This is a genomic window from Bradyrhizobium sp. WSM2254, assembly GCF_000472645.1.
GTDB classification, from domain to species: domain Bacteria; phylum Pseudomonadota; class Alphaproteobacteria; order Rhizobiales; family Xanthobacteraceae; genus Bradyrhizobium; species Bradyrhizobium niftali.
The window spans coordinates 35,009-58,322 of record NZ_AXAB01000021.1 but is presented as its reverse complement, the minus strand read 5'-3'; the positions used below and the strand labels follow the sequence as shown (position 1 = coordinate 58,322).

The window sequence follows — 23,314 nt, the reverse complement described above, 5'->3', positions numbered from 1 at the left end:
AATCCCCCACTGCGCCGCAAAAATCAATCATTCGATCGCGAGTGAGAAAACCGTTCATGACGTCGGGTGGGTTGGAACTGGTCGCTCACGATGTCAGTGTCCAGTTCGAGGGCCTGAAAGCCCTCTCCGAGGTGACCCTCGCCGTACCGCGCGGACGTATCACTGGATTGATCGGCCCCAACGGCGCCGGAAAGACGACACTTATCAACGTGCTGACCGGCTTCCAGTCGGCGAGCACAGGCGGCGTCGAGCTCGAAGGCCAAGCGGTCAACGGCATCGCTGCTCATAGGCTGCGACGCATAGGTGTCGCGCGCACTTTTCAATCGGGTCGACTGTTTCGCGATCTTCCCGTGATCGACAACCTTGAGGTAACCGGCATCGGTCTCGGCCAGAAACGCCGCGACGCCATCGCGGAAGCCGAACGGGTCATGGCTTGGCTCGGCATCTCGCATCTCGCAAACACGATTGCGGGCGCCCTGCCCTACACCGACGAACGTCGAGTGGCCATCGGCCGTGCCATCATGTGTACACCGCGCTATCTGCTGCTCGACGAACCCGCGGCCGGTATGTCCGAGCATGAAAGCCACGATCTTGCGGTCATCATCAGGCGGATCGCCGGCGAACTCGGCGTCGGCGTGCTCCTGATCGAGCACAACATCGGTCTGGTTCTCGAACTCTGCGAACGCATTTTCGTGCTCGACTCCGGCGAGATCATCGAGGTCGGTTTGCCCGCCCAGATCCGCAACAGCGATGCTGTGCGGCACGCCTATATGGGCACGCAGCAGGAGGAGTTGCTTCCGGTCGAAGAGGCGGTCGCGTCATGAGCTTGCTGGCCGTCGACGACATCACCGTCAGCTATGGGCGCCTCACGGCGCTACGCGGCGTCACTCTGAAAATTGCCGAAGGCGAAATCCTGTTCGTGACCGGCCCCAATGGCGCCGGCAAGTCGACCCTGCTCAACGCCATCGCCGGCGTTGTCCCTTCCGGATCGGGCACCATCACACTCGCCGGCGGCATGATCACGGGTGCGGCTCCCGAGGAGATCGCCCGGCGCGGTTTCTCGCTGGTGCCTGAGGGACGCAATGTCTTTGGCGGCCTGACCGTCGAGGAAAACCTGAAGGTCGGCACCGGCATGCGCACCGACCGCAAGAAGATCGGCGACGATCTCGACGCCGTCTATGCGGAGTTTCCGATGCTGGCCGAGCGCCGCCACACCGCGGCCGGCATGCTGTCCGGCGGCCAGCAGCAGATGCTGGTGATCGGTCGTGCGCTGATGGCCGCGCCGCGCATCATGGCGATCGACGAGCCCTCGCTCGGGCTCGCACCGAAAATCATCGACCAGGTCTACGAAATCCTGATGCGGTTGCGTGCGCAGCGCAAGCTGACGCTCCTGATCGTCGAGCAGAGCTCGACCCGTGCAAAGATGACGGGCGGGCGGATGGTGCTGATCCGCGGCGGACGCATCGTGCTGGAGGGCGAAGCCGCCGACATGGTCAAGGACGCACGGCTGAAACAGGCCTATTTCGGCTTCGGGGATCACTAGGCCATGACCGCCGTCCTGCAAATCCTGTTCGACGCGCTGAGCCTCGGCAGCATCTATGCTCTGGGTGCGCTCGGCATCGCCGCGATTTTCGGCGTCATGCGGCTGGTGAACTTCGCCCATGGCGACTTCATCGCCTTTTGCGTATTCGCGATGCTGTGGCCGTCGATCGATGCCGCTGCGATCGTGTTCGCCGGCCGCCTGCCCTTCTATCTCTTGATCCCGCTCTTGCTGTTCGTCGGCGCCGCGCTGTCGATGTCGTCGGAGGTGATCGTCTTCCGCCGCTTCCGCAACGCCAATCCGGCGACGATGATGATCGCATCCTTCGCGCTCGGTTTCGTGATCCGCCATCTGCTGCTGATGCTCTATTCGAGCCGCCCGAAGTCGATCACGCTCTGGCCCAATCTCGGCCTGCCGGTGGAATTTTTCGGCGCCCACATCCCAATGCTTCAGGTGGTCACGATCATCATCACGCTCGCGGTGCTGGCGGTGCTCGTGCTGTTCCTCAAGCACACCCGCTATGGCCTGGAGATGCGTGCAGCTGCCGACAACTTCACCATGGCCCGCATGCTCGGCGTGCGCGCCAACGGCGTCATCCTGCTCGCCTTCGCCATCAGCGGCATGCTGGCCGCCGCGATCGGCCTGATCCTCGCTACCAATTCCGGCACCGCCGATATTGGCATGGGCGCCAATGTCATGCTGATCGCCTTCATCGCCACCGTGATCGGGGGCCTCGGCAGCGTCCCCGGTGCGGTCGCCGCCGGCTTCCTGATCGGTGCCGCCAGCGTCGTGTTTCAGGCCACGCTGCCGCATGACGCCCGCGTGTTCCGTGACGCCTTCGTCTATGGCGCCGTCATCGTGGTCCTGCTGGCGCGTCCGCAGGGCCTGTTCGCGCCCAAATCCGCCAAGCAGCGAGTCTGATCGATGTCGAAGCCGCCCTCCGTCATCAGGCAAACGGTCGTGACGCCGATCGTGCTGATCGTGGTGCTGCTGGCGATGGCCGCATTGACCTATGCGTTCGGCAGCCGGGCCTTCAACCGCACCGCGATCGAGATGTTCATCAACATCATGGTGGTGGTCGGGCTCTACGCCTTCGTCGGCAATTCCGGCCTGCTGTCGTTCGGCCATATCAGCTTCATGTGCCTCGGCGCCTACATGACGGCGTGGCTCGCCATTCCGCCTGTCATGAAGTCGATCACGCTCAAGGGCCTGCCGGCATGGCTATTGCACACGCAATTGCCGATGTGGGTCGCCACCCCGATCTCCGGCGTGTTCGCCGCGCTGTTTGCGCTGTTCGTCGGCCGCATCATCATGCGCCTGTCGGGGATTGCCGCCTCGATCGCGACCTTCGGCCTGCTCGGCGTCGTCAACAACGTCTATTCGAACTGGGACTCCGTCACCGGGGGCCAGGGTTCGATCGTCGGCATCCCGCCCACGATGAATGTCTGGATCGGATGGCTGGGGGCCGCGGTCGCGATCGTGATCGCCTATCTCTATTCGATCTCCCGTTCCGGGCTTGCGCTGCGCGCCACACGCGACGAAGCGATCGCGGCGAGCGCCTCCGGCGTCAACATCGTGCGCGAACGGCTGATCGCCTTCGTCGTCAGCGCCTTCATCATCGGCCTCGCCGGCGCGCTCTATGCGCACTTCCTCAGCATCGTCAATCCCGGCTCGTTTTACCTGCGCACGACCTTCGTCTCGCTGTCGATGCTGGTGGTCGGCGGCATGTACAGCCTCAGCGGCGCGGTGTCCGGCGTCGTCGCAATGTCTGTGCTGATCGAGTTGTTCCGCAATCTGGAAAAGGGCGTCAGCGTCGGCGGCTTGACGATCGGCCTGCCGAACGGCGTCCAGGAGATCGCGATCGGCATCATCACCATCATCATTCTGATCTACCTGCCGACCGGCCTCACCCGTAACCGGGAATTCTCCTGGCGCGGATGGCCGCTTCAGCGACGGCTCGCATCGCCGGTGCAGACTGCGCTGAAGGAAATGAACTGAAGCTCGATGGAACATTGGAGGAGTGGACAATGCGGATCTTGAAACTACTTGGCATCCTGGCCGGGGCGACTGCGCTGCTGTTGACGCCGGCCCGCGCCGCGAACGAGATCGTCGTCGGATTTGCCACCGCGGCATCCGGCTTCATGCAGGCCTATGACAAGCCGGCCCAGGACGCCGCGTTGATCCGCATCGATGAGATCAACAAGGCGGGCGGCCTGCTCGGCAAGAAGATCAAGGCCGTGTTTGCCGACACCAAGACCGATCAGGCCGAAGGCGCCAAGGCGGGCCTTGCCGTGCTCGACCAGGGCGCCGACCTCGTCATCGTCTCCTGCGACTATGATTTCGGTGCTCCGGCGGCCCTGCAGGCTCAGGCGGCCGGCAAGGTGTCCTTCTTCCTGTGCGCGGAGTCGATCAAGGCAGGGATTCCCGGCGTCGGTCCGTTCTCGTTCTCCGCCTCGGTGTTAGCCGCCGTGCAGGGCGCAACGATGGCGGAGTGGGCCTACAACAAGAAGGACGCCCGAAACTTCTATCGCCTGCTCGATAGCTGGACCGTCTACAACAAGGGCATCTGCGACGGTTTTGACTGGATGCTGCCGCGCCTGAAGGACGCCAAGCTCGCCGGCAGCGATACCTTCAAGAACGACGACGCCTCGATCGCGTCCCAGATCACGCGCATCAAGAGCCTGCCGAAGGAGCCAGACGCCATCATGCTCTGCACGATGATGCCGGGCGCCGTGTCGGCCATCAAGCAGATCCGCGCTGCGGGGATCAAGTCGATGATCCTCAACGGCTCCGGCGTCGATGGCAGCTACTGGCTGAACGCTGTGCCTGATCTCTCGAACTTCTATGTCCCGGTGCAAGGCTCGGTCTACGGCGACGATCCAAACGCGAAGGTCAACGAGTTCAACAAGAAGTACAAGGACGTGACCGGCGGCGATCCGTCCAGCCAGTACGTCTATCCCGGCTACGTCCTGATCGACGTCTGGGCCAAAGCGGTCGAGCGCTCAAAGACGACGGAAGCCGCCGGCGTCGTCGCCGAGCTCGAGAAGATGAACAACGAAGCCACGCTGTTCGGGCCGCGGACCTTCACCAAGGACATCCACCACCAGAACCAGGGCCGCTACCTGATCGTCGACACCGAGGCCGGCAAGCCGAAGGTGATTGATCAGTGGACCATCTCGGAGAAGATCCCGGTCGACTACCTCGTATCCAAATAAGCAGGCGGCATGCCGTGCGCGAGTGCCTTGTTGCCCCTGCGCACGGCCCTGCCCTCCAAACGCATGCAAGAGACCGCAAGAAGGACAACGGGAGGACAATGAGACATGGTCGTCATTAACTGCGACATGGGCGAGGCTTACGGCCTCTACAAGATGGGCGATGATAAGGCGTTAATGCCCTATATCGACGTCGCCAACGTCGCTTGCGGCTTTCATGCTTCGGATTTCAATCACATGCGCAAGACCGTCCAGTTGGCCAGGCAACACGGCGTCAAGGTCGGCGCACATCCCTCGCTGCCCGATCTGCAGGGCTTTGGCCGTCGCGAGATGAAGATCGACCGCGATGAACTGGCGAACTGCCTGCTCTATCAAATCGGTGCGCTCAAGGCGTTCCTGGACGCCGAAGGCATGCCGCTCAATCATATCAAGCCGCACGGCGCGCTGTACGGCATGGCGACACGCAACGAAGAGTTCGCGGAAGCAGTGGCCGACGCCGCCGACGTCTACAAGGTGCCGCTGCTCGGCATGAAGGGCACGCTGCATCAGAAGGTCTATGAACGCCGCGGCCACACTTTCGTCGCCGAATACTACGCCGATCTCGACTACAACGCCGACGGCAGCCTCATCATCACACGCGAACATGACGCCAAGGACCCGGTCGATGCCGCCTCGCGCTGCACCCGCGCCGTGAATGAAGGCAAGACCCGATCGGTCGCAGGCAACGACATCGTCGTTGGTGCCGATTCGATCTGCATCCATTCCGACACACCCAACGCCGTCGCGATCGCGGAAGCCGTTCGCGAGGCTGTTCGTCCTTATTTGACCGCGCCCTGAGCCATCGGCCAAGGTCGACACGAACCCACGAGGAGCAATTCATGACCACCCAGCAGATATTCTCGCCGCTACCGGGCATTTTCTACCGCAAGCCGGCCCCCGACAAACCGGAATACAAGTCCGACGGTGACGTCATCACTGAAGACGACACGATCGGCTTGATCGAGGTGATGAAGTCCTTCAACGAAGTCAAGGCGGGCGCGGCCGGCAAGATCCTGCGTTTCCTTGCCGAGAATGAGGAAGCCGTGATGGCCGGCCAGCCCATCGCCGAGATCGACGTTTGAGCGCCCCCGGTTCCATGGCGATCAAGAAGCTCATCATTGCCAATCGCGGCGAGATCGCAGTGCGCATTAACCGCGCGGCGCGTGAGCTCGGGATTGCGACGGTGCAGGTCTACAGCAAGGCCGACAAGGACTCGCTTGCGGTGAAGCTCGCCGATGAGTCCGTCGAGATCGGCCCGCCGCAGGCTTCCAAATCCTATCTCGATCAGACGAAGATCCTGGCGGCAGCCGAGAGCACCGGCGCCGATGCCATCCATCCAGGATACGGCTTCCTTGCAGAGAACGCGGAATTCGCCGCCGCGGTCGAAGCCGCGGGGTTGATCTTCGTCGGCCCCACGGCGCAGTCGATCCGCTTGATGGGCGACAAGGTCGCAGCGCGCGAGGCCGCCGCATCGGCAGGTGTCCCGACCGTCCCGGGCAGCGAGGGGCGCCTGGAATCTCCGGGAGCGGCCTTTGCTTTGGTCGAAAAAACCGGCTTTCCCGTCATGATCAAGGCAGCCGCTGGCGGTGGTGGCCGCGGCATCCGCATCGCGCGTACAGCCGAGGAGTTCCATCATTTGATGCCGCAGGCACAGGCCGAGGCGCTGGCGGCGTTCGGCGACGGCGGCCTCTATGTCGAGAAGCTCGTCGAAGGCGCGCGGCATATCGAGGTCCAGGTGCTCGGCGACGGCAAGGACGTCATCCACTGCTTCGAGCGCGAATGCTCGCTGCAGCGTCGCCGTCAGAAGGTGTGGGAGGAAGCCCCCTCGCCCTCGCTGACACCGGCCGTTCGTGAACAGCTCTGCGCATCGGCGGTCGCCCTCGCCAAGGCGGTGAACTACCGCGGCGCCGGAACGCTCGAATATCTCTATGACGACAGAACCGGCGAATTCTACTTCCTGGAGATGAACACCCGTATCCAGGTCGAGCATCCCGTCACCGAGATGGTGACCGGCATCGATCTGGTGCGCGAGATGATCCGGATCGCAGGCGGCGAGCCGTTACGTATCCGTCAGGACGAGGTCCGGGTCAGCGGTCATTCGATTGAAGTGCGGATCAATGCGGAAGATCCCGCGAAGAACTTCATGCCCAGCCCCGGCACGATCAGCGCGCTCGCCGTGCCCGATGGCGAGGGTGTGCGCTTCGACAGCATGCTCTATGCCGGCTACACCGTGCCGCCATTCTACGACAGCCTGCTCGGCAAGCTGATCGTCCATGCCGAAGACCGCGCGAGCGCAATCCGCCGGCTTGAAGGCGCGCTCGCCGAACTCACTATCGAGGGTTTGGCTACGACAAAGCCCCTGCATCAAGCGCTTGCCCGCGATCCCGACGTGCAGGCCGGACATTTTCACACCGCCTGGCTCGAGCCCTGGCTGGCTTCGCACACCAAAGCTACCCCATCCACATGATCACCCGCCCGGTCAGCAACAGGAGGCCGTAGTCCCATGCAAACCCGATTTTCCTTCGGCGGCGACGAGCACATCTTCGCCGAAGTCGATGAATCCATGTCGCTCGAGGCCTTCTTCAAGAGCCTGTTTATTACCAATGCGGTGCGCGATGCGAAGATCAAGGGCGTGACCGAGATTTGCCCGGCCAACGCGTCCTATCAGGTGAAGTTCGATCCCGATCAGATCAAGCCTGACGATTTGCTCACCGAACTGAAGCGACTGGACAGGGCGGCCGAGAAGTCCGAGCCGGTCATCAAGACGCGGATCATCGAAATCCCGGTGCTCTACAACGATCCCTGGACGCACGAGACGCTGATGCGCTTCCGCGAGCGTCATCAAGACCCCAACTGTACGGATATCGAATACGCAGCACGCATCAACAATCTCGACGGCATTGACGGCTTCATCAAGGCGCATTCAAGCGCGCCCTGGTTCGTCTCGATGGTTGGCTTCGTCGCCGGCCTGCCCTTTCTCTATCAGATGGTCGAGCGCCAGCGGCAGATTCAGGCGCCCAAATACCTGCGTCCTCGCACGGACACGCCGAAACTCACTGTCGGGCATGGCGGCTGCTTCGGCTGCATCTATTCGGTGCGCGGCGCCGGCGGCTACCAGATGTTCGGCATCACGCCGATGCCGATCTACGATCCGAGCCAGAAGATCAGCTACCTCCGGGACTTCATGTGCCTGTTCAGGCCAGGCGACATCGTCAAGTGGAAGCCGATCGACCGCGCCGCCTATGACGCGGCAGTGGCCGATGTCGATGCTGGCCGCTTTGCGCCTGTCATCCGCAACGTCTCGTTCTCGCTGACCGAATTCAATCGCGACATCGACGCCTATAATCGCAAGCTCGAGGGGGTTCTCCATGGCCATTAAGGTTCTCAAGCCGGGTCTTGCGACGACCGTGCAAGACCTCGGGCGTCCCGGCTATTATCACATCGGCATCCCGCTCTCCGGCGGCATGGACCGGCATGCGCTTGCAGCGGCCAATCTTCTTGTCGGCAACGAGGAAGGCGCAGCTGTCCTCGAGGCCGTGTTTATGGGACCCGAGCTCGAATTCACCGACGATGCCTTGGTCGCGGTCACGGGCGCCGAACTGCCGCCGAAGCTTGACGGTGCGCCACGCGAGACCTGGAGCAGCTTCAAAGTAAAGCGCGGCCAAAAGCTCTCCTTCGATTTCCTCAAGCAAGGCGCGCGCGCATATATTGCGGTCTCCGGTGGCATCGACGTTCCGGTCGTGCTTGGCTCGCGCTCGACCTATGCGCTGGGCGCGCTTGGTGGCTTCAAGGGCCGCAAGCTCGAAGCTGGTGATGAGTTGCCAGTGGGCGCGAGTTCTGCGTCTGTCAAAGAAGGCCGCACGATCGCCATAGATTTGCGCGGCCTGCCGGCCGGAATGCCCACCGAATTGCGCGCGATGCCGGGCCTTTATTGGCACCGTATCACCGAGCAGGCCGGCAACGGCTTCTTCTCCGACACCTGGAAGGTCGCCCCCGAAGCCGACCGGATCGGCTATCGCTTCAAGGGCGCCAAGCCTCTGGAGTTCGTGCCGCGCGAGCCACCGTTTGGCGCGGGCTCCGACCCTTCCAACATCACCGATGCCTGCTACCCCTATGGCTCGATCCAGGTACCTGGCGGCACCGAACCGATCGTGTTGCACCGTGACGCGGTTTCGGGCGGCGGCTATTTCATGGTCGGCACCGTGATCGCCGCCGACATGGACCTGATTGGCCAGCTGCAACCGAACACACCCGTCAGGTTCATCAAGGTCGGGATGAATGAAGCGCTTGCGGCGCGTCACGATCGGGCCGGGCTGTTGGCCAAGCTCCGCAGTTCCCTCGCCTAATCGTCTGCGCCGCCTTGTTCACCGAGAACCTCCCTGACTCCCTCCGGGAGGTTGTCCTCGATAACGGCTTCCATCTTTCATTGCCCCGATCGAAATTGGGCAAAGGCGGCCTAAAATATCGGCTTTCCCTTCGGTTGGACTTGACGTCATCCTTCTGTCTTCGCCAAGCTAGGGTCGATGGCGGCAACGGGACTACAGTATGCGTGCGGCCATCGACGATCGTGGTGACGATGCTTTCGCGCCCGTCACTGCGTGAGTGCAGCGGATAGTCTACGCCAGGAGAGACTATAGGGATCCAGCAGTCGACGGCAGTGACGGAGCGCAAGATGCAGACCACTTTCGCGACCAACGATATTCCCACCCACCAACGCCGCCAGTTCTGGCAGCAGGTCGTCTCCGACATCTACTATTCTCTGGACTTGCGTTTCCTCGGCGGTCACGACTTCCGCGGCAATCTCGGCGCCTGGTCGCTTGGGCCGGTTTCGATCTCACGCAACGTCTCGGACGGTCTGCTCTACAAGCGGCATGAACATCACCTCCTCAACGAGCGCGAAGAGAGCTTCCTGATCACGGTGCCCGAGCTCGCGGAAATCCGCTTCGAGCAGGACGGCAAGGACATCCGCTGCAAGCCCGGCGCCTTCCTGATCGAGCGCAGCCATCTGCCCTATGAGTTCAGTCATCGCGATCCGGCCGCGCTGTGGGTGCTGAAGATTCCGAGCGCGGTGCTGCGCGGGCGAATCTCCCGGCCTGAACGACTGGCCACATTGCAGTTCGATGCCAGCCGCAGCGTCGGTGCGCTGTTCGTCGAGACGCTGCGCCTCGCTGGCGAGCGGATCGGGGAAATGGACGAGACGGCCCGCACCATGATGGGCAAGCATCTGATCGACCTGCTGGCGATGGCAGTCGAGTCGGACGAACGCGTGCTGGCGGGCCACTCCTCCACGGTTCGCAATGCGCATCTTCACCGCTGCGAGCAATTCATCCGTTCGCGCATCGACAACATGCGTCTAACGCCGCAAATGGTGGCCGACGGCTGCGGCATCTCGCTGCGCTATCTGCACCAGATCTTCGAACGTGAAGGCGTCACCGTGAGTGCGCATATCCGCAATCAGCGCCTCCTGATGTGCGACGCCATGCTGCGCGATCCGAATTGCCGGAAGAGCATCGCGGAAATCGCCTATCAATGCGGCTTCGGCGATCAGGCGCAGTTCAGCCGGAACTATCGCGGCCGCTTCGGCTGTTCGCCGAGCGAGGCTCGTGCAACATCGCGTGCACCCAATTCGTGACCGTCCTTCGCCTGGCGTCCACGCGCTAGCCCCCGATTGAGCCGGTGCGTTTGAGCCCTCGTGCTCTCTGACACAAATTGTCCTGCGCTCAGCGACAAGCGGTCCGCTGACGATGTGCCTATCATTCTTCCGACATCTTCGAAATCCGCCGGTCGAACGGGCGGTTAGCGGCTCCGGGCCAAAGGTCCGGGTGCTCCCGCGCGCCTGCCTGACCACGACCAGCAAGCGTATGCTGGAAAGGAGGACCCATCGTGCAGAACCTTCGCGTGGCCGTCGATGTCGGTGGCACCTTCACCGACATCTGCATCATGGATGAGGCCACCGGCCTCATCCGCATCGAGAAGACCTCGTCAACCCGCGATCCCATCGAGGGGATCATGGGCGGCGTGTCCAAGGCCGGGATCGACCTGTCCAAGGTGGCGCTATTCTCGCATGGCACAACGGTCGCGACCAACGCACTGATCACCCGCCGCCTGCCCCGCACCGCCGTCGTCAGCACCGAAGGTTTTCGCGACGTCATCGAGATCCGGCGCGCCAACAAGGAAGATCTCTGGGACACCTACAAGGACGTCGTCAAACCCTACGTGCCGCGGCGTGACCGGTTGACCGTTCCCGAGCGCATCGATGCTGCCGGCAAGGTGGTCCAGCCGCTCGATCTCGACGCCGCGCGGAACGTTGCGCGCATCCTCAAACGCCGTGGCGTCGCTGCAATCGCGGTGTGCTTCATGAACGCCTATCTGAACGGCGAAAACGAGCGCGCGATGCGTGAAATCCTGCTGCAGGAGATGCCCGAGATTCCGGTCTCGATCTCTTCCCAGGTGCTTCCCGAAATCTTCGAGCATGAACGATTCTCGACCACGGTCGCCAACGCTGTTGTTAGTCCGGTCGTCGTCAGCTACACCAGCCGCCTCGGCGACCGCCTCGCGGATGAAGGCTACACCCGCGATCTCCTGCTGCTGCACACCGGCGGCGGCGTCATGACGCCGGCGAGCGTCAAGGATTTTGCCGCGCGCCTCGCCGGCTCGGGGATCGCCGCGGGGGCGATCGCCAGCCGCTACATCGCCGGCCTCTGCGGCTATCCCAATTCGATCGGTCTCGACATGGGCGGCACCTCGACGGACGTGTCGCTGGCCTATGACGGTCACTCGCGCATCACCAAGGACTGGTACATTGAGTTTGGCTACCCGATCCGCTTCGCGTCGATCGAAGTGCTCACCATCGGCGCCGGCGGCGGATCGCTGGCCTGGACCGATCCGGCGGGCTCGCTGCGCAACGGTCCGCAATCGGCCGGCGCCTATCCGGGCCCGGCCTGTTACGGCAACGGCAATACGCAGCCGACCAACACGGATGCCAACGTCACGCTGGGCCGGCTCGGCAACGATCTGGCCGGCGGCAAGGTCAAGCTCGATCCTGCCCTTGCCCGGCAGGCGGTCGAAGATGGCGTCGCCAAACCATTCGGCCTCGGCCTGCACGAGGCGGCGGATGCGATCGTCAAGGTTGCCAACGCTAACATGTCGGACGCGGTACGGTTGATCTCGATCAGTCGCGGCTACGATCCGCGCGATTTCGCGCTAGTCGCGTTCGGCGGTGCCGGCGCCCTGCATGGCGTCGACGTGGCGCGCGAGCTCGCGATCCCCGTCGTAATCGTGCCACCCAATCCCGGCGTGACCTCGGCGCTCGGCTGCCTGCTCGTCGATATGCAGCACGACTTCTCGCAGAGCTGCATGGTCGGCGCCGACGAGGCCGACTCCGCTGATATCGAAGCTCAGTTCGCCGAATTGGAGAAGGAAGCGCTCGCCCGTCTCACCCATGAGGGCGTCGCCGAACGCGACATCGTGCTGCAGCGTTCGATCGACATGATGTATCGCGGCCAATGGCGGTCGCTCGCGGTGCAGGCGCCGCGCCCTATCGGGGCGATCGCCGATCTGGTGCATAGTTTCCATGCCGAGCACAAGCGCGAATACAATTTCCGCCGCGACGACTCGCCCGTGAGCTTCTTCCGGCTGAACCTGAAAGCCATCGGCGTCGTGCCCAAGGCCGAGTTCGCCGTCCACAAGCCGACCGGTATGATCCCTGAGCCGGTCAGCCGCCGCAGGGTGTGGTTCGAAGGCAACGGGCTCGATACGCCCGTCTATGCCCGCGACGACCTGCCCTGCGGCTTCTCCTTCCATGGCCCTGCGATCGTCGAACAGGTCGACGCAACCACCGTTGTGCCGCCCGGCGCCAGCGCCGAGGTCGACAAATATCTCAACATCATCATCCGCGCGAAGGACTGAATCATGGCCGGAGATCTCCCGCTCGACCCCGTGACCTTCGAGGTTCTGAAAAACTCTTTCATCAGCAGCGTCGACCAGATGGGCGAACAGGTGCTGCGAACCTGCTACTCCTTCGTGATCTACAACCGCGACTTCTCCAGCGCCCTGCATGACGCCAAAGGTGAATGTGCGGCCCAGGGCAATCAGGACATCGCCGTCCATGTCGGAACGCTGCATTTCACTTGCCAGGACGTCATGCGCTACTTCGAGGGCGACATGCATGAAGGCGATGTGTTTGCGATCAACGATCCCTATGCTGGCGGCACCCACTTCTCCGACGTGCGGCTAATCCGGCCGATCTTCGCCGACGGCAAGATCATCGCATTCAGCCAGTCCAACGGTCATTGGTCGGACATGGGCGGCAGCGTCCCCGGCTCGTTCGACGTCGCGGCGCGCGACATGTTCCGCGAAGGCCTGCGCATCACCCCGATCCGGCTGTTCGACAAGGGGCGATTCTGCAACGACGTCGCGCATTTGATCGCGTCAAACACCCGCGATCCCGCCTCCATCATCGGTGACATCCAGGCGCAGGCCGAGGCCACCGCCGTCTGCGGGCGCGAGATCCTGCGTCTCGTCAACAAGTATGGCCGCGAGACGGTCGAGACCGGTCTTGCCGCGGTGCAGGACTATGTCGAGCGGTCGGCGCGCCAACGCATTGCCGCGCTGCCCGACGGCGAATGGGAGACGGTCGACTTCATCGATCGCGATCCGGCCGGCGGCGAAGGCATGATCCCGATCCGTATCAAGATGACCATCAAGGGCGACAAGGCCATCTACGACTTCACCGGCAGCCACCCGACCATCGGCTCGATCTACAACTCCGCTTTCGGCGCGACCTTCTCGGCGGTTGCCGCCGGCATGAAAACCTTCTTCCCCGACCTGCCGCTCAATTCCGGCTTCTACCGCTGTTTCGAGATCATCGCACCCGAAGGCTCGATCGTCGATGCGAAATGGCCGATCGCAGTCACCGGCTTCCTGATGCCGTTCGAGAAGATCATGAATTCGATCTACGAGATCTGGTCGAAGCTGATGCCCGAGCGCGCGCTCGCCTGCGCCTTCAATCTCGAATATCTGCTCACCGGCGGCTTCGATGGCCGCAGCGCCGACAAGCCGATCTTCATGTTCTATGACTGGCTGCCCGGTGGCTGGGGCGGCCGCAACGGCAAGGACGGCAGCAACGTCACCACCGCCTGCTTCGGCACCGGATTGATGTCGCAGCCGGTCGAGGGCCAGGAGCGCGCCAATCCGATCCTGACGACCAAGTGCGAGATCCTCAAGGACTCGCCCGGCCCCGGCAAATGGCGCGGCGGCGCCGGCGTGATGAAGACCTCCCGCATGCTGCAGGCCGAGAAGACCGTGATCTCCTACATCTGCGACCGCGAGCGCGCGGTGGTGTGGGGCATCGAAGGCGGCCTGCCTTCCATGCCGCACGGGCTGACGCTGAAGCGAAACGGCAGCCAAGGCGAGGAGCGGCTCGGCTCGATCTTCTCCGACGTGCCGATCGGCGAAGGCGACGTGTTTTCCCGGCCGACGGCTGGCGGTGGCGGGTTCGGCGATCCGCTCGAGCGCGACCCGCGTCTCGTGATCGAGGACATCAAGGACGACTACGTCTCGGTCGAACGCGCCGCCAGGGATTATGGCGTGGTCGTGCACATCATCGACGCCGAGCTCTGCGAGTACGAGGTGGACAGGGCCGCGACCGACGTGCTCCGCGCCAGGATCAGGGCCGAGCGGGTCGCCAACGTCCGGCTCGATCCGGAGATCGTGGCCCAGCGCTATCGCAGCGGCGCGATCGATGTACTCGACGTCATCCGTCAGCATGCCGTGATCCTAGACTGGGGTAACGGCACTCTCCTCCCCGAGTCCACGCGTCAGTTCCGCGAAACCTTCGAGCGGCGCTCGGTCGCAAAGTGGGCCACGGGCTGATTCCCATCGGCAGCCGCGTCGCCCTGGGGGCGCGGCGTGCGCATGCAGAAAGAGGATCCGAATCCGTCGGCCCTCGCCCTTTCATTCGAACCATGAGGATTGAGCCATGACCCGTACGACGTGCCTTTCCACCAGCCGACTTCGGCCGATCCGCTACACGCTCGGCATCGCCGCCAGCCTTGCACTTGCCGCCGCGATCACGCCGGCAGCGGCCGAGACGCCATGGTTTCCCATGAAGGTCTACGACGCGTCATCGGGCACGCCGAAGCCGGCGGAGTACACGGCATTGCCGAAGGCCGAGAAGCCGTACAAGCTGTGCGTGCTGTTTCCGCACATGAAGGACAGTTTCTGGGTCGCGGTTGCCTATGGCATCGTCAAGCAGGCCGAGGCGATGAACGTCAACATGACGCTCTACGAAGCTGGCGGCTATGAGAACCTGCCCAAACAGCTCTCGCAGTTCGACGACTGCATGGCGAGCAGCCCCGATGCGATCATCGTCGGCGCCATCTCGGGCGCAGGCCTCAGCAAGAAGTTCGAGGAGGCTAAGGCCAAGGGTGTTCCGGTGGTCGGCGTCGCCAACCCACTACCGCCGAATGCGCTGCCCGCCGCCATCTATGTCGACTTCGTCGCGATGGGCGAAGTCACCGGCGATGGTCTGCTCGCGCAGGCCAAGCCCGGCGACAAGCTCAACATCGTGACCTTTCCCGGTCCGGCCGGCTCGGGCTGGGCGGAATCCTTCAACGAGGGCTTCAAGAAGGCGGTGGCGAAGAATCCGAATGCCAAGGTGCTGGCCGAAAAGTTCGGTGACTCCGGGGTCGCCGTGCAATTGCAGCTGATCCAGGACGCGCTGCAGGCCTATCCCGGCATGAACGTGATCTGGGGCACCGCCCCGACCGCGGAGGCCGCCGTCGGCGCAGTTGCCGAAGCCGGCCGCAGCGACATGAAGATCATGTCGTCCTATGAGAACCAGGCCATGCTCGACGCACTGAACCGCGGCGACATTCTGGCCTTCGCCACCCAGTATCCCGTCGGCGAAGGCGCCGTCTCCGTCGACCAGGCCGTGCGCCTGATCGAGAAGAAGCCGGTGATGAGTCTCGCCCAACCGCTTGCTTCGGCGGTCGACAAGACCACTGTGCCGAAACTACAGATGGACCTCGTGCTGGCGCCAGGAAGCTGGAAGCCGGTCTATTCGGTCAAGGCCAAGTAACTGGCCGAGCATGCGAGGCGGGAGACCTGCGCTCCCGCCTTCTTATCCAACGCCTGCGGAAACCAAATGGACGTCGACACCGCCCCGAAGCCGGCTGAACCCTTGCTCGCCTTGCGCGGCATCTCGAAGCGATTCACCGGTGTCCGTGCGCTCGACCGGGTCGATCTCGATGTCCATGCCGGCGAGCTGCACGTGCTGTTCGGGGAAAACGGCGCTGGCAAGTCGACCCTGATCAACGTGGTGTCCGGAACGTTTCCGCCCGACGAAGGCACATTCCATTTCGGTGGCGAGGAGATCCACCAACTGACGCCGCAGCGGGCACGCGCAATCGGCATTAGTCCGGTGTTCCAGGAATTCTCTCTGGTTCCGAGCCTCACGGTGGAAGAGAACCTGTTTCTCGGTCGCGAGGTTACCCGCGGTGGTGTTATGCATGCGCGCGAGATGCGCAAGCGTGCAACCGCGCTGATCGACGAGCTCGGCTTCGATCTCCATCCATCGGATCGGGTCGACGACCTCTCGCGTGCGCATCAGCAGATGGCCGAGATCGCCAAGGCGTTGCTTGGCCGCGTGCGCCTCCTGATCCTCGACGAGCCGACGGCGTCGCTGACCGAGCGCGAGACCGGCCGGCTGTTCGAGCTGATCGCCCGGCTGAAGAGTCAGAATGTCGGGATGATCTACGTCTCGCACCGCATGCGCGAAATCCGCGCACTCGCCGACCGCGTCACCGTGTTGCGCGACGGCCGCCACATCCGCACGCTCGATGCTGCAACCTCGAACGACGGCGAGCTGGTCGAGCTGATGACCGGCCGCAAGATCGATCTGCTGTTTCCGATCATCGCGCACAAGCCGGGCAAGGTCATGGTCGACGTGGAAAACCTGACACTGGCCGACGGCAGCGTGCGCGATGTGAACTTTCATGCCCGCGCCGGTGAGATCACCGGCATCGCCGGCCTCGTCGGCTGCGGGAAGTCGGAGTTGATCCGCGCAATCTACGGGATCGAGCCGATCGCCTCTGGCACGGTCCGGATCGACGGCTTGCCGTACGAATTCCCCGTGCCGCGGCGCAGCCTGAAGCATGGCATCGCCTACTTCCCGGCCAACCGGATCGCCGAAGGGCTCGCGCTGTCGCGTCCGATCCGCGAGAACGCATCGATGACCGTGCTCGATCTGCCCGCCTTCGCCCGCTTCGGCGTGCTGCGGCAGGCCGCAGAGCGCATCTCGATCCAGGGCATCATGGAGCAGCTGCAGCTCAGGCCGCCCAATATTGAGCGGACCGCCGGCGCGCTGTCCGGTGGCAACCGTCAGAAAGTGATGCTCGGTCGCGCGTTGACGCGCGACTTGTCCGTGTTCCTGTTCGACGAGCCGAGCGTCGGCATCGACGTCGGCGCCAAGCTCGAGGTCTACGAGTTCATGAAACGCCTGGTCGAGGCAGGCGCCGCCGTGATCGTGGTGTCGTCGGAACTGCCGGAGGTACTGGCGCTGTCGAACCGGCTTTACGTCATGCACCACGGCCACATCGCCGCAGAGCAGACGGGTGCCGACAAGACCGAACAGAACGTGCTCGCGAGCTTCTTTAAATCGCATCTTGTCGCGGAGGTCGCATGAGCACGGTTGCGGCCGCCGGGATGCCTCGACGACCGATAGGTCTCGGCCGATCGATCGTTGGCCGAATCGGATTCCTTCCGGCCCTGCTGGTCGCCCTCGTCGTTGGCATGTCGGCCGTCGATCCCCAGTTCTACGGCCTCATCAACATCCTCAACATCTTGCGCAACGCCTCACTGCTGGCCATCGTTGCCTGTGGCCAGGCGCTGGTGATCGTCGCCGGCGGCTTTGACCTTTCGGTCGGCGCGGTCGTCGCACTGGCAAGCGTGGTGACCGCCAAGACTATGGCGGCCACCGCTGCCGCTTTCCCCGGCAACACCGCGCTGATTGTCGCAAGTGGGGTGACCGCGGGGCTCGGCTGTGGGCTCGTGGTCGGGCTGATCAACGGCTTCTGCGTCGCGAAGCTGAAGGTCTCCGGCTTCGTGGTGACGCTCGGCACGATGTCGGCAACAGCAGGCGCCGGCTTGATGATCACAAGCGGCATCCCTGTCTACGGCATGCCAGATGCCTTCGTGAAGGGTTTTGGGCGCGCGCAGCTGCTCGGCCTGCCGACCGCCATTTATGCCGCGCTTGCCGTCATTGGCGTAATGATGTTCGTGCAACGTCGCACGCTGTTCGGTCGCTATGTCTATGCGATCGGCGGTAATGTCGAAGCCGCCGTCGTCTCCGGCGTCTCGATCCAGCGTCACGTCGTCGGCACCTACGTCGTGTCGAGCGTGCTTGCGGCCCTCACCGGCATCCTGCTCACCGCGCAGGTCGGCTCCGGCCAGGCAAGCTTTGGCGGCGATCGCATGATGCTGCAGTCGATCGCGGCCGCCGTGATCGGCGGGGTCTCGTTGCGCGGCGGTGTCGGCCGCGTCGAGATCGTGGCCGTGAGCGCGCTGTTCTTGACCATCCTCGGCAACGCGCTCAACCTGCTGCATGTCGACTCCCGCCTGCAGCCGGTCTTTCTCGGCATCATCATGGTCGCAGCCGTGGCGCTTGATGAATTGAGCCGACAGAGCAAGGCCCGTGTCTGACCTGGAATTGTCCATGACAACCGAGCCGACAAACCGCGAAAAGTCGTTTCCGACCGATTGGCTCTGGCGCGCAGTGCTGCCGATCGCGTTGGTCGCCCTGCTGCTGGGCTTTGCTGCCGTCGATCGCAGTGTGCTCTCGCCGGCCAATCTCCTCAACATCGCGCAGCAGACCAGCTATCTCGCACTGTTTGCGATGGCGCAAAGCGTGGTGATTCTGACTCGTGGCTTCGACCTCGCGCTGGGCCCGGCCGTCTCGATGGTCAGCGTCGGCACCGCGCTGGCGATGGCCGGCGCCACGGCCGCTGGCCATGATCAGACCACCGTTCTGCTCGCCGGGCTCGGCGCCGGCTTCGGCCTCGGCATCGCCTGTGGCCTGTTCAACGGCATGGTCATCGCGCTGCTCGGCGTCAATCCCTTCGTTGCAACGCTCGGCAGTTACAACATCGCCATCGGCGTCGCGACCACGCTCTCTGCCGGTCGTCCGGTCCAGGGGGTGCCAACACTGTTCTCCCAGCTCTTCTACGGCGGCAGTATCTTCGGCTTCCCGGCCACGATCTCCATCACGCTCGCCATAGGCATCGTGCTGCATCTGACGCTGGGCCGCACGGTGTTCGGCCGCTCGCTCTACATCATCGGGACCAACCCGCGCGCCGCGGCGGTCGCAGGCCTGCCGGTCAAGCGGATCCTGATCGCGACCTATGTGCTGTGCTCGACACTCGCCGCGCTCGGCGCGATCATGATGACCGCGCGCACCGGCTCGGGCGAACCAAATCTCGGCGGCTCATTGTCATTGCAGGCCATCGCCGGCGCCGTGGTCGGCGGAACGAGCCTGGCAGGCGGCCGCGGCGGGGTGGGCACCGCCGTGCTCGGCGCCCTGTTCGTCACCATCCTGTCCAACGGCATGAATCTCACCCGCATCGACGGCTACATCCAGATGGTCGTGCTCGGCGCCATCGTCATCATCGGTGTGCTGCTCGATCGCCTGCGACTGGAGCGACGCCAATGACGGCAAGTTCTCAAGGCGAGGCGACCGGAATGTTCTACGTCGCGCCGTCGCTCGCCGCCGCCCTCGACACGCTGAACGATTATGGTCCGGACGGTGCGGCCTTCGCCGGCGGCACATGGATCATGCGCGCACCGATCCGGCATCAGCCGCTCAAAACGCACTATGTCGCTATCGGGAAAATCCCCGAACTGACCGTTATTCGGATCGGCACGGATGCGATCGAGATCGGCGCGGCGGTGACACACGCCGCGCTGACTGCGGCGTTGACTGATCTGCCCGAGTTCGCAGTCCTCGCGGCAGCCGCAGGCCGCTCCGCCAACCCTGCGATCCGCGCGATGGCAACGATTGGCGGCAATCTCTCGGCGTCGGATTTTTCCGCGGCCGACTGCGTGCCGGCCCTGCTCTGTCTCGATACCCAAGTCGAGGTCTCAAGCCGAGACGGCCACGAACGCATTAGTCTCGACGCGTTCTTGAAGCGGCGATCCACGTTCGCACCCGGCCAGTTGCTCACCAAGATCGTCGTGCCTCGATCCGGGCACAAGACTGCTCATTCGCGCCTGCCACTGCGCAAGGCGGGAGACTATCCGGTCGCCATCGTCAGCCTTTCGGTGGATGTCGATCCGACCAACCAAGTCCGAAAGGCACGGATCGCTATCGGTTCGGTCGAGATGGTCGCACGCCGCTGGGAACGGCTCGAAACGGCTCTGGTTGGCCGCGTCTTGGATCCCGCACTGGCTGCGGATATCGCCGCTGATCTTGCCGACGAATTCACCGGCCGCGAAGGCGTCGAGGTACCCGCCTGGTATCGCGTCAGGGTGTTGCCCGGTCTTGTCAGGCGCGCGACTGCCGCCGCTCTTGGCGTCTGAATGAGATTGCTGGAGGTGAAAATGTCCCTGAGCCTGACCGTCAACGGCAAGCGCCGCGCGTCCGCCGCCGATCCTGTGACGCCACTCGTTGACGTCCTGCGGGAAGAGTTTCATCTCACAGGCGCCAAACCGGTATGTCGCGAAGGCTTTTGCGGCGCCTGCATGGTGCTGCTCGACGACAGGCCGACACCATCCTGCCTGATGCCGGCAGCGCTCGCGCAAGGTTGCGAGATCCGAACGGTCGAAGGCCTCGGCGCCGGCGACACGCTGAACACGATCCAGCAGGCACTCGAAGCCTGTGACGCAGTCCAGTGCGGCATGTGCTTCCCGGGCATGGTCGTGACCCTGACACATTTCCTGACAACTTCACCCCGCGCAACACGTGACGACATTCGTGCAGCGCTGACTGGGAACATCTGCCGTTGCACCGGATATGAACGCATCGTCGACGCCGCGCTGACCGCGTTGGCGAAGGAATAGAGGCCTGCCATGTCAGACGTCTCAGCCACCATGGATTTCCGCCGCCGCGATGCCCGCGACAAGCTGCGCGGCCGCACGCGCTACACCATGGACCGTTTCCTGCCCGGTATGCTGCACGCGGCGGTGCTGCGCGCCAGCGTGGCCTCAGGCCGCATCGTCCGCCTCGATACCGCACGCGCCGCAGGCATGCCCGGCGTGCGCGCCATCATCACCGCGGCGGATGCTCCCGGCAAGATCGGGATCGGCATCGCCGACCACCCGCTGTTTGCCCGCGACGAGATTCGCTACGACGGCGAGCCGCTGGCGGCCGTCGCTGCCGACACGCTCGCCCAGGCGCAAGCCGCGCTTAGGGCGATCGATGTCGAGATTGCGCCGCTGCCGGCCGTGCTCACCATGGCTGAGTCCCTAGCGCCCGCCGCGCCGCTCGTTCATCCCGACTGGCGCGATTACGAGGTGCTGTTCGAAGGCGGCGCACGCGAAGGCAACGTGGCCTGGGAGGCAACGGTGGTTCGTGGCGATGTCGATGCCGCCTTCGCAAGGCCTGATGTCGAGATCGTCGAGAGCAGTTTTCGCGTCGGCCGCCAGAACCATGTCGCTTTCGAGCCACGTGCGGTGGTAGCGAGCTATGAGGACGGCCGATTTCACATCGAAACCTCGACCCAGGTCCCCTGGACCATCCGCAATGCGACCGCGCGCATTCTCGGCGTTGCTCCATCGCAGGTGCGGGTCACGGTGCCGCCGGTCGGCGGTGCTTTCGGTCTCAAATTCGATCTCGCGATCGAGCCGTTCGCCGCCCTGCTCGCCCGCGCCAGCGCACAGCCGGTGCGGCTGGTCAATTCGCGCGAAGAGGAGATGCTGACCTGTCTGTTCCGTGAGAACGCCGAGATCCGCATCCGTTCGGCGGTGACGCGCGACGGAGAAATCGCCGGACGCGAGGCAGTCGTCCTGATGGATTGCGGCGCCTATGGCGGTGAGCAGATCTTCCTGACCACCATGACCGCGCATACGCTCGGAGGAAACTACCGTCTCGGCGCCGTGCGGCTGGTCTCGCGTGCAATCTACACCAACACCGCACCAAACGGCGCGTTCCGCTGCTGCAATGGTGTCTACTGCACCTTCGCGCTGGAGCGGCACACCGACGAGATCGCCGACCGACTCGGCATGGACCCTGTCGTCTTCCGCCGCTGCAACGTGCTCGGCGACGGCGATCTTGGTGCCACCGGCCAGGTGTTTGAAGGCAATGTGCTCGGTCCGATGCTCGATCGGATGGACACGCTGCGCGATGCAGCCGCCCCGCCCCCCAAGCTGGCCGACGGCCGGTTGTTTGGCCGCGCCACCACGGTCGGCACCTGGTTCGTGTTCGTCGGTCCCTCGGCCGCGACCGTCAACATGAACGCCGACGGCACGGCTACGCTGGTGACTTCGGGCGTCGAAATAGGCTCCGGCTCGATGATGCAAAGTCTTCCCCAGATTGTTGCGAGCACGCTCGGCCTCAAGCCCGACGACGTCATCGTGCGTGCGGCCGACACCGACGCAGCCGGCTACGATGTCGGCGTCGGTGGTGGCCGCACTACGGTGTCGCTCGGTGCGGCGAGCCTGTCAGCTGCACAGGAGATACGGACCAAGCTGCTCAAGGTCGCTTCGGACATGATCGAGGCAGCACCGGAAGATCTCGTGATGCACCAGGGACGCATCGAAATCGCCGGCGCGCCCGGTTCGGGTCGCACGGTCGCCGAGGTCGCAACCCGCGCCCAGGCCCAGATCGGCCCGATCTCCGGCACCGGTGCGTTCACCGGCGCCGGCGTGCCGGCAATGCCCGGCTGCACGGCCGGCCACTTCATCGACGCGATCGACATCCCAGTCTTCGCTGTCCACGACTGCGACATCGCGGTCGATCCGGAGACGGGGCAAGTTGAGGTGCTGGCCTATCGCGTCGTCCAAGACGTCGGGCGCGCGCTCAATCCGCGCGCGATCCACGGCCAGATTCAAGGCGGTGTCGTCCAGGGACTCGGTTATGCCTTGCATGAGGAGGTGACGATCGGCGCAAACGGCCGCGTCTGCCAGACCGGATTCGAGACCTATCGCGTGCCAATCGCCCTCGACGTCGTGCCGGTCGAGATCAACCTTTATGAGGGTGCGCCCTCAAGGGGACCGCTCGGCACAAAGGGTGCCGGTGAGGTACCAATTCTGAATGTAGGCGCAGTCATCGCATGCGCTGTAGCAAACGCGACCGGAAAGCGCGTCCAAGAATTGCCTTTGACACCGCCGCGCGTTCTTGAACTTCTGCTCGATCGAGAACAGGAGCTAACCCTACCCCACATCGGCGAGGCGTGGACGGACAATCTGGTTCAGCCTCACGAGGCACCCTAGCGAAAAACATAGGCACCGGCCGCCGTGAACGGCTCGAATCCCTCGTGAACTCCTTCCCGCATGCCTGCCGCGTCCTGCCAACCGTCGCTAGCCCAAGATA

The 23,314-nt window shown here is 63.9% G+C and carries 20 protein-coding genes; all 20 read left to right on the top strand.

Translation table 11 applies throughout. The annotated features are described in order from the left end of the window. Positions 1-56: 56 nt before the first annotated feature. Positions 57-824 carry an ABC transporter ATP-binding protein gene (locus A3M7_RS0115845; protein ID WP_049823436.1) on the top strand — a complete coding sequence of 256 codons (768 nt, stop codon included), beginning with the start codon at positions 57-59 and terminating at the stop codon, positions 822-824. Continuing rightward, positions 821-1,543 carry an ABC transporter ATP-binding protein gene (locus A3M7_RS0115840; protein ID WP_027544818.1) on the top strand — a complete coding sequence of 241 codons (723 nt, stop codon included), beginning with the start codon at positions 821-823 and terminating at the stop codon, positions 1,541-1,543. The genes A3M7_RS0115845 and A3M7_RS0115840 overlap by 4 nt, the downstream gene beginning before the upstream one ends. 3 nt (positions 1,544-1,546) lie before the next feature. Beyond that, positions 1,547-2,461: a branched-chain amino acid ABC transporter permease gene (locus A3M7_RS0115835; RefSeq protein WP_027544817.1), complete on the top strand. Its 915-nt coding sequence runs from the start codon at positions 1,547-1,549 to the stop codon at positions 2,459-2,461. Positions 2,462-2,464: 3 nt separating this feature from the next. Continuing rightward, positions 2,465-3,538, top strand: coding sequence for a branched-chain amino acid ABC transporter permease (locus A3M7_RS0115830; RefSeq protein ID WP_027544816.1), 1,074 nt, complete (start codon positions 2,465-2,467; stop codon positions 3,536-3,538). A 29-nt stretch (positions 3,539-3,567) separates the two neighbouring features. Continuing rightward, on the top strand, positions 3,568-4,755 hold the full coding sequence (locus tag A3M7_RS0115825; protein ID WP_084302195.1) for an ABC transporter substrate-binding protein: 1,188 nt from the start codon (positions 3,568-3,570) through the stop codon (positions 4,753-4,755). Between the two features lie 105 nt (positions 4,756-4,860). Next, positions 4,861-5,589 (top strand): LamB/YcsF family protein, encoded by a 729-nt coding sequence (locus A3M7_RS0115820; protein WP_027544814.1) that lies wholly within the window; start codon positions 4,861-4,863, stop codon positions 5,587-5,589. Positions 5,590-5,630: 41 nt separating this feature from the next. Further along, positions 5,631-5,873 carry an acetyl-CoA carboxylase gene (locus A3M7_RS0115815; RefSeq protein ID WP_027544813.1) on the top strand — a complete coding sequence of 81 codons (243 nt, stop codon included), beginning with the start codon at positions 5,631-5,633 and terminating at the stop codon, positions 5,871-5,873. Positions 5,874-5,887: 14 nt separating this feature from the next. Then, a complete protein-coding gene (locus A3M7_RS0115810) occupies positions 5,888-7,258 on the top strand; it encodes an acetyl-CoA carboxylase biotin carboxylase subunit (protein WP_027544812.1) in 1,371 nt (456 codons plus the stop codon). A 36-nt stretch (positions 7,259-7,294) separates the two neighbouring features. Beyond that, a complete protein-coding gene (locus A3M7_RS0115805; RefSeq protein ID WP_027544811.1) occupies positions 7,295-8,170 on the top strand; it encodes an allophanate hydrolase subunit 1 in 876 nt (291 codons plus the stop codon). Next, positions 8,160-9,137: a biotin-dependent carboxyltransferase family protein gene (locus tag A3M7_RS0115800; RefSeq protein ID WP_027544810.1), complete on the top strand. Its 978-nt coding sequence runs from the start codon at positions 8,160-8,162 to the stop codon at positions 9,135-9,137. The genes A3M7_RS0115805 and A3M7_RS0115800 overlap by 11 nt, the downstream gene beginning before the upstream one ends. Positions 9,138-9,463: 326 nt before the next feature. Continuing rightward, a complete protein-coding gene (locus A3M7_RS0115795) occupies positions 9,464-10,423 on the top strand; it encodes a helix-turn-helix domain-containing protein (RefSeq protein ID WP_027544809.1) in 960 nt (319 codons plus the stop codon). Positions 10,424-10,674: 251 nt separating this feature from the next. After that, positions 10,675-12,699: a hydantoinase/oxoprolinase family protein gene (locus A3M7_RS0115790; RefSeq protein ID WP_027544808.1), complete on the top strand. Its 2,025-nt coding sequence runs from the start codon at positions 10,675-10,677 to the stop codon at positions 12,697-12,699. A gap of 3 nt (positions 12,700-12,702) precedes the next feature. After that, a complete protein-coding gene (locus A3M7_RS0115785) occupies positions 12,703-14,664 on the top strand; it encodes a hydantoinase B/oxoprolinase family protein (protein ID WP_027544807.1) in 1,962 nt (653 codons plus the stop codon). Between the two features lie 106 nt (positions 14,665-14,770). Further along, positions 14,771-15,871: a TMAO reductase system periplasmic protein TorT gene (gene torT, locus A3M7_RS0115780; RefSeq protein ID WP_027544806.1), complete on the top strand. Its 1,101-nt coding sequence runs from the start codon at positions 14,771-14,773 to the stop codon at positions 15,869-15,871. A 66-nt stretch (positions 15,872-15,937) separates the two neighbouring features. Next, entirely contained in the window at positions 15,938-17,476 is a 1,539-nt protein-coding gene (locus A3M7_RS0115775; RefSeq protein ID WP_049823435.1) for a sugar ABC transporter ATP-binding protein, read from the top strand. Next, a complete protein-coding gene (locus tag A3M7_RS0115770) occupies positions 17,473-18,492 on the top strand; it encodes an ABC transporter permease (RefSeq protein ID WP_027544804.1) in 1,020 nt (339 codons plus the stop codon). The genes A3M7_RS0115775 and A3M7_RS0115770 overlap by 4 nt, the downstream gene beginning before the upstream one ends. 13 nt (positions 18,493-18,505) lie before the next feature. After that, positions 18,506-19,498, top strand: a complete 993-nt coding sequence (locus A3M7_RS0115765) for an ABC transporter permease (RefSeq protein WP_063629437.1) — start codon at positions 18,506-18,508, stop codon at positions 19,496-19,498. Positions 19,499-19,527: 29 nt separating this feature from the next. Continuing rightward, the gene (locus tag A3M7_RS0115760; RefSeq protein WP_245284259.1) at positions 19,528-20,364 is read left to right on the top strand and encodes a xanthine dehydrogenase family protein subunit M; all 837 of its coding nucleotides are present in this window, start codon (positions 19,528-19,530) and stop codon (positions 20,362-20,364) included. Positions 20,365-20,385: 21 nt separating this feature from the next. Continuing rightward, positions 20,386-20,844 (top strand): (2Fe-2S)-binding protein, encoded by a 459-nt coding sequence (locus A3M7_RS0115755; RefSeq protein ID WP_027544801.1) that lies wholly within the window; start codon positions 20,386-20,388, stop codon positions 20,842-20,844. Between the two features lie 9 nt (positions 20,845-20,853). Further along, positions 20,854-23,214, top strand: coding sequence for a xanthine dehydrogenase family protein molybdopterin-binding subunit (locus A3M7_RS0115750; RefSeq protein ID WP_027544800.1), 2,361 nt, complete (start codon positions 20,854-20,856; stop codon positions 23,212-23,214). Positions 23,215-23,314 lie beyond the last annotated feature (100 nt).